Annotated in this window: 6 protein-coding genes; 4 read left to right on the top strand and 2 right to left on the bottom strand. The window is 71.2% G+C overall.

Features of this window, described 5'->3' with window-relative positions:
- The 3 genes from AOK00_RS21030 to AOK00_RS21020 form a co-directional block, all read left to right on the top strand.
- Window positions 1-862 (top strand): S1C family serine protease (locus AOK00_RS21030; RefSeq protein ID WP_055601843.1); only part of this gene is annotated, 862 nt, incomplete at its 5' end.
- A 32-nt stretch (window positions 863-894) separates the two neighbouring features.
- Window positions 895-1,623, top strand: coding sequence for a response regulator transcription factor (locus tag AOK00_RS21025; RefSeq protein WP_055601842.1), 729 nt, complete (start codon window positions 895-897; stop codon window positions 1,621-1,623).
- The gene (locus AOK00_RS21020; protein WP_055601841.1) at window positions 1,620-3,044 is read left to right on the top strand and encodes a sensor histidine kinase; all 1,425 of its coding nucleotides are present in this window, start codon (window positions 1,620-1,622) and stop codon (window positions 3,042-3,044) included. Before AOK00_RS21025 ends, AOK00_RS21020 begins: the two co-directional genes overlap by 4 nt.
- Here the strand turns inward: AOK00_RS21020 and AOK00_RS21015 are convergent.
- A complete protein-coding gene (locus tag AOK00_RS21015) occupies window positions 3,009-3,866 on the bottom strand; it encodes a phosphatidylinositol-specific phospholipase C (RefSeq protein WP_055601840.1) in 858 nt (285 codons plus the stop codon). The two genes, AOK00_RS21020 and AOK00_RS21015, sit on opposite strands and share 36 nt — an antisense overlap.
- A gap of 127 nt (window positions 3,867-3,993) precedes the next feature.
- On the bottom strand, window positions 3,994-5,799 hold the full coding sequence (locus AOK00_RS21010; protein WP_055601839.1) for a bifunctional metallophosphatase/5'-nucleotidase: 1,806 nt from the start codon (window positions 5,797-5,799) through the stop codon (window positions 3,994-3,996).
- A gap of 164 nt (window positions 5,800-5,963) precedes the next feature.
- Here AOK00_RS21010 and mshD point away from each other — a divergent pair, with 164 nt between their 5' ends.
- On the top strand, window positions 5,964-6,890 hold the full coding sequence (gene mshD / locus AOK00_RS21005; RefSeq protein ID WP_055601838.1) for a mycothiol synthase: 927 nt from the start codon (window positions 5,964-5,966) through the stop codon (window positions 6,888-6,890).
- The last annotated feature ends 120 nt before the right edge of the window (window positions 6,891-7,010 follow it).

The raw sequence follows: 7,010 nt of genomic DNA, 5'->3' as shown, positions 1-7,010 counted from the left end.
CGTACCGCCCCCGATCGCGGCCGCCGCGATCGGGGGCGGTACGGCGACGCTGGTCCAGCAGGTGGGCTCGGACACCCCCGTCGCCGCCTCCTCGACGGTGAACGGCACCAACGTCGCCGCGAGCAGCACGGGCACGGTCGCCGGCGTCGCCGAGGCCGTCTCCCCCTCGATCGTCGAGATCTCCGCGAGCTCCGGCTCCGGCAAGTCCACCGGCTCCGGCGTGATCATCACCTCCGACGGCGAGATCGTCACCAACAACCACGTGATCTCCGGCGCGTCCGAGATCACCGTGCAGCTCAGCAACGGCAAGTCCTACGAGGCCGAGGTCGTCGGCACCGACCCCGACAAGGACCTCGCCCTCATCAAGCTCCAGGGTGCCTCCGGCCTCAAGGCCGCCACCCTCGGCGACTCGTCCAGGGTGCGGGTCGGCGACCAGGTCGTCGCCATCGGCTCCCCCGAGGGCCTGACCGGGACCGTCACCAGCGGCATCGTCTCCGCGCTCGACCGGGACGTGACCGTCGCGAAGGACGACGGCGGCGACAGCCAGGACCAGCAGGGTCGGCAGCAGTACGACCCGCGGCAGGGCTGGCCGTTCGAGTTCGGCGGACAGCAGTTCAACGGCGACACCGGTTCGTCGAAGACCACGTACAAGGCGCTGCAGACCGACGCCTCGCTCAATCCGGGGAATTCCGGCGGCGCGTTGATCAATATGAACGGGGAGATCATCGGAATCAATTCCGCCATGTATTCGCCCAGTTCTTCGAACGGTTCGACGGCCGGCAGCGTCGGTCTCGGATTCGCCATCCCGGTCGACACCGTGAAGGCCGACCTGGAGCGCCTGCGCGCGGGCGGCGACAGCTGACCGGCGACCGGGCGACATGCGACGCTGAGCCCATGACCGCCCAGCGACACGAGCCCGAACGCATCCTCATCGTCGACGACGAGCCCGCCGTACGGGAGGCCCTGCGCCGCAGCCTCGCCTTCGAGGGGTACGGGACGCAGGACGCCGTGGACGGACTCGACGCGCTCGGCCGGATGGAGTCGTACGCCCCCGATCTCGTCGTCCTCGACGTCCAGATGCCCCGCATGGACGGGCTGACGGCGGCCCGCCGGATCAGGGCGGCCGGCTCGACCGTGCCGATCCTGATGCTCACCGCGCGCGACACGGTCGGCGACCGGGTCACCGGACTCGACGCGGGCGCCGACGACTACCTCGTGAAGCCCTTCGAGCTGGACGAGCTGTTCGCCCGGATCAGGGCGCTGCTGCGGCGCAGCTCGTACGCCTCCGCCACGGCCCCCGGCCCCGCCGACGCCGATGTGCTGTCCTTCGAGGACCTGCGGATGGACCTCGCCACGCGCGAGGTGACCCGGGGCGGGCGGACGGTGGAGCTGACGCGGACGGAGTTCACGCTCCTGGAGATGTTCCTGGCGCACCCGCGCCAGGTGCTGACCCGGGAGCAGATCCTCAAGGCCGTATGGGGCTTCGACTTCGAACCGAGCTCGAACTCACTGGACGTGTACGTGATGTACCTGCGGCGCAAGACGGAGGCGGGCGGCGAGCCGCGCCTCGTGCACACGGTGCGGGGCGTGGGATACGCGCTGCGCGGAGGAGGCGGGGAGTGAGAAGTCCCCTCGCCTGGTTCCGCTCGCGGCCGCTGCGGTCCCGGCTGGCGCTCCTGACGGCGACGGCGGTCGCCGTGGCGGTGGCGGCGGTGTCGCTGGCCTGCTGGTTCGTGACGCGGGCGCAGCTGGAGGCGGAGCTGGACTCCTCGCTGCGCAACACCCGGCTCACGGACGAGCAGGCGCGGAGGCTGCTCGGCTCCTGCGCCCCGGGGGCTCAGAACCGCCCGGTGGCCGGGCCCGCGCAGACCCTGCAGATCGTCACCGTCACCGGCGAGCTCTGCACGCTCGGCACCTCCCCGATCCCCGCCCGGGCCGGAGACCTCGCGGTCGCGCGGGGCGAGCAGCCGTTCGCGCTGCACACCACGAACGCCGAGAACGGCACGGAGATGCGGGTCTACTCGTACCCCGTGTCGATCGCCGACCAGCCGGTCGCGGTCTCGGTCGCCCGTCCGCTGGACGAGATCGACCGCTCGATGTCCACCCTGCGCTGGGTGCTGCTCCTGGTCTCCGGGATCGGCGTCGTCGGCGCGGGCGCGGCCGGCCTGTGGGTGGCGCGGACCGGCCTTGAGCCGGTGAACCGGCTGACCGGGGCGGTCGAGCACGTGGCGGCGACCGAGGACCTGACCGTGCGGATCCCGGTCGAGGGCGAGGACGAGATCGCCCGTCTCTCGCGCTCGTTCAACGCGATGACGGCGGCGCTCGCGACGTCCAGGGACCGGCAGGCGCAGCTGATCGCGGACGCCGGACACGAGCTCCGTACGCCGCTGACCTCGCTCCGTACGAACGTCGAGCTCCTCGCGCGCAGCGAGGAGACCGGCCGGGCGATCCCGCCGGACGACCGGCGGGCCCTGATGGCCTCGGTGAAGGCGCAGATGACGGAGCTGGCGGCGCTGATCGGCGACCTCCAGGAGCTGGCCCGGCCGGACGCGGCGCAGCAGGGCCCCCGCGAAGTGGTCCCGCTCCACACGATCCTGCGGGCGGCCCTGGACCGGGCGCGGCTGCGCGGCCCCGAGCTGACCTTCGTGACCGACCTGGCGCCCTGGTACGTACGGGCGGAACCGGCCGGCCTGGAGCGGGCCCTGGTGAACGTCCTGGACAACGCGGTGAAGTTCTCGCCGCCCCGGGGGACCGTCGAGGTGACCCTGATGCGCGGCGAACTGGCCGTCCGCGACCAGGGCCCCGGCATCGCCCCGGACGAGCTCCCGCACGTCTTCGACCGGTTCTGGCGCTCCCCGTCGGCCCGCAGTCTTCCGGGATCGGGCCTGGGCCTCTCGATCGTGGCCCGCACGGTCCACCACGCGGGCGGCACGATCGCCCTGACCCCCGCGGAGGGCGGCGGCACCGTGGCGACGGTGCGTTTGCCGGGGGCGCCCACCCCGCCGCCGTCAGTTGTGGCGGATGAGGGACTCGACGAGGCCTGAGCGGGTGTTCGGGTAGTCCAGGACGGTGATGCCGAGGCCCTTCCAGGTGTTGGCGGTGCCGTCCAGGAAGCCGTGGACCCGGGGGTTGAGGTTGTCGGAGTTCCACCGGGGCGGCAGGGACGCGGACGTGCTGACGAAGTTGATGTACAGCTTGCCGGGCTGCTCGACGGCCTTGCGGTAGTGGGCCTCGATCTTGGGGTACTTGGCGTTCGGCAGGGCGTTCCAGTCGTCCTGGAGCGCGATGGCCCCGCCGTCCCACCACTTGAGGCCGGGCAGGCCGCCGTTGTCGGCGATGAGGACGACCTTGCCGCGGGCCTCGCCCAGGGAGGGGACGGTGTCGCCGACGCGGAACAGCGAGCGCCAGCCGCGGTTGTCGAGGTAGTCGGTGAAGACGGCGCCGAAGGTGGCGTCGGAGTCCGAGGAGTACTCCTGCTTGACCCTCATCAGGACGGTCTCGGAGGGGTGGGCGGCCAGGAAGTCGCGGCAGGCGACGAGGACGTCGCCGAACATCATGTTCTGGTACGAGGCGCCGTGGTGGATGGCGAAGGAGCCGCCGGTGACCCGGCAGCGTACGTCGAGGAACCTGATTCCGAAGGCGAGCTGCTGCGCGATGGTGGTGTTCTGGCACTCGGACCAGGGGCCGCCGAAGCGGGCGCCGGAGTCGTGGGTGCCGGGGATGGTGAGCCGTACGAGCGGGGTCCCGTCCGGGTGAGCTCCCAGCCATGTGCGTGTGTCCACGGCCGCTGCCCGCGCCCCGGGTGCCCCGGCGAGCAGTACGGCTCCGGCCCCGAGGGCCCCGGTGAGAAAGCGTCGTCGCTCCATGGACCGGATAATGACAGGTCCGCGTCAACATTCGCCAGGGTGCGGACCGCCTGCCGAAAAGGGGGCCGCCCTGCGCCGGACCGGCGCGGGACAGCCCCCTTCTTCGAGGACCGGAGCCCTCAGAGGACTACTTGACGACCGTGATGCGGCCGGTCGCCGGGGCCCGGAGCGGCTCGGCGGCCGACGAGTTGGCCGTCAGGTAGGCGATGAAGACGTCGAGGTCCGAGGCGCCGACGAGCTTGTTCGCACCGGTGGCCAGGACCGGGAAGCCGTCGCCGCCGCCCGTGAGGAACTCGTTCATCGCAACCCGGTAGCTCTTCGACGGGTCGATGGGCTCGCCGTTCAGCCGCACCGAGTCGACCACGATCCGGTCGGCGCCCGTCTTCGTCATGTCCAGGGTGTAGGCGAAGTTCTTCGACACCTGGAGGATCTTCGGCGACGCCAGGTTGGCGCCGCTGACCTGCTGCTGGAGCGCGGTGACGAGCTGGGCACCGGTCAGGTCGACCACCGTCATCATGTTGGTGAACGGCTGGACGGTGTACGCCTGGCCGTAGGTCACCACGCTGTCCGCGCCCTTGGTCAGCGGCGCGCGGACGCCGCCCGGGTTCATCAGCGCGAGCTGGGCGCCGCCCTTGTCGGCCGGGGCCATGCCCGCCAGCTGCGCGTCTGCGATGAGATTGCCCAGCGGCTTCTCGATCGCTTCGATGGGGTTCTCGATGCTCTCGGCGATGTGGCCGACGGGACGGTTCGCGATCGGCGCGGCCAGGGCGCTCCAGCGCTTGATCAGCTTGCTGATGTCACCGGCCGGCTCCACGTCACGGGTGACGACGTGGTTGGCGGAGGAGACGGCGGTGCGGACGATGTCCTTCGTACGACGGTCGTAGGTGAGCGTCGTGTCGGTGTAGAGCCTGCCGAAGGAGGCCGCCGACGTGACCGTGCGCGGCTTGCCCGACGGGTCCGGGATCGAGCACGCGTACGCCTGGTGCGTGTGGCCGGTGACCAGGGCGTCGACCTGCGGGGTGACGTTCTTGGCGATGTCCACGATCGGGCCGGAGATGCCGGCGCCGGCGCCCGGGGTGTCGCAGTCGTAGTTGTACGCGCCCGAGGCGGGCAGACCGCCCTCGTGGAGCAGCGCGACGATCGACTTCACGCCCTTGCGCTCCAGCACCTTGGCGTACTTGTTGATCGTCTCGACCTCGTCGCCGAACTTCAGGCCCTTGATGCCCTCGGCGGAGACGATGTTGGCCGTGCCCTCCAGGGTCACGCCGATGAAGCCGATCTTGACCCCGTCACGCTCCCAGATGAAGTACGGGTCGAGCAGCGGCTTGCCGCTCTTCTCGTCCGTCACGTTGGCCGTGAGGTACGGGAACTTCGCTCCCTTGAAGCGCTTGCCCTCCTCGAAGCAGCCCTCGGTCGGGTGACAGCCGCCGTTCTGGATGCGGCTCAGCTCGCGGGCGCCCTCGTCGAACTCGTGGTTGCCGACCGAGCTCACGTCGAGCTTCAGCTTGTTCAGCGCCTCGATGGTCGGCTCGTCGTGGAACAGCCCGGAGAGCAGCGGCGAGGCGCCGATCATGTCGCCCGCGGCGGCCGTGATGGAGTACCGGTGGCCCTCACGGCCCTGCCGCAGATGCGTGGCGAGGTACTCGGCGCCGCCGACGTTCGGGACGAGCTCGGTCGTTCCGTCCTCCTTGAGGCGCGTGAGCCGGCCCGAGGAGCCGGTCGGCGGCTCCAGGTTGCCGTGGAGGTCGTTGAAGGACAGGAGCTGTACGTCGACCATGCGGCCCCAGCCCTTGCCGTTCGAGCCGTGCTGGGCCTGCGTGTCCTGCGAGGCGCCCGCGGGCAGCGCGGCGACCAGCGCGCCGACGGTGGCGAACCCCGCGCCCACGGCGAGTATCCGCCGTGCCGTCCTCTTCTTCTTCCGTGTCGCTGCCATCGCTCCCCTATTCCCCGCGCCCCGCTGCGGGGGCGCCTCTCGACTGCTGACGTGCCAGCGAAGCCTAGAGTCAACGCGCGTAGCGCAACAGGGGGTAGCGGGTTACGAGACAGTTGCCGTCGCCTTTCCCCGGGGCGGCGGCGCATCACCGTAGGCTCGGGTCCATGACTTCCGACGCGGCGCCGGCCCTCGAACCCGGACGGCAGATCCACACCTACGACGAGCTCACGCCCGAGCAGATCCAGGACGTACTGGACCTGCTGGAGGCCGCGGACCAGGCCGACGGCGTGCACGCCGTCTCCGAGCAGGGCCGGCTCTACCTGCGGCACGGCGGCCGTGAGGGCGTGCGGCACTTCCTCCTCACCGTCGGCACCCGCCTCTACGGCTACGCCCAGCTGGAGGAGACCGACCCCATCGAGGCCCCGGCCGCCGAACTCGTGGTCCACCCCTCCCATCGCGGCCGCGGCCACGGCCGGGCGCTCGGCACCGCCCTGCTCACCGCCTCCGGCAAGCGGCTGCGCGTCTGGGCGCACGGCGGGAAGTCCGCCGCCCGGCACCTCGCCCAGGTCCTCGGCCTGACGCTCTTCCGCGAACTACGCCAGCTCCGCCGCTCCCTGACCCCGCTCGACATCCCGGAGCCGGTGTTCCCCGAGGGGGTCACCGTCCGCACCTTCGTCCCCGGCCAGGACGACGCGGCCTGGCTGGCCGTCAACTCCGCGGCCTTCGCGCACCACCCCGAGCAGGGCTCGCTCGTCCAGCGGGACCTGGACGACCGGATCGCGGAGCCCTGGTTCGACCCGAAGGGCTTCTTCCTCGCCGAGAAGGACGGCAGGCTCGTCGGATTCCACTGGACGAAGACCCACGCCGAGGAGCAGCTCGGCGAGGTGTACGTCGTCGGCATCCTGCCCGACGCCCAGGGCGGCGGCCTCGGCAAGGCGCTCACCGCGACCGGCCTGCGGCATCTGGCGGCGCAGGGGCTGCCGACGGCGATGCTGTACGTGGACGCGGACAACACGGCGGCGGTGACGGTGTACGAGCGGCTGGGCTTCGTCACGCACGAGGTGGACCTGATGTACCGCACGGAGTCGTGAACCCCACGCCGTAACAGCTGTGACCCCGGGGGCGGTTGACACCGCCCCCTTCTTTGCACCACCCTTTCACTACTTGATTAGTGAAAGGGTGGTGGAAGCGATCGTGGTCGAGTACCGCAT

The organism is Streptomyces aureus, from assembly GCF_001418135.1.
GTDB lineage: Bacteria > Actinomycetota > Actinomycetes > Streptomycetales > Streptomycetaceae > Streptomyces > Streptomyces aureus_A.
The sequence above is the reverse complement of the archived record's forward strand: the minus strand, read 5'-3'. Positions and strand labels throughout refer to the sequence as shown.

Bases quoted from the DNA above. Each gene is read 5' to 3' on its own strand.
- AOK00_RS21025 (WP_055601842.1), top strand. From the start codon at position 895: ATGACCGCCCAGCGACACGAGCCCGAACGCATCCTCATCGTCGACGAC.
- AOK00_RS21010 (WP_055601839.1), bottom strand. From the start codon at position 5,799: ATGGCAGCGACACGGAAGAAGAAGAGGACGGCACGGCGGATACTCGCC.
- AOK00_RS21015 (WP_055601840.1), bottom strand. From the start codon at position 3,866: ATGGAGCGACGACGCTTTCTCACCGGGGCCCTCGGGGCCGGAGCCGTA.
- mshD (WP_055601838.1), top strand. From the start codon at position 5,964: ATGACTTCCGACGCGGCGCCGGCCCTCGAACCCGGACGGCAGATCCAC.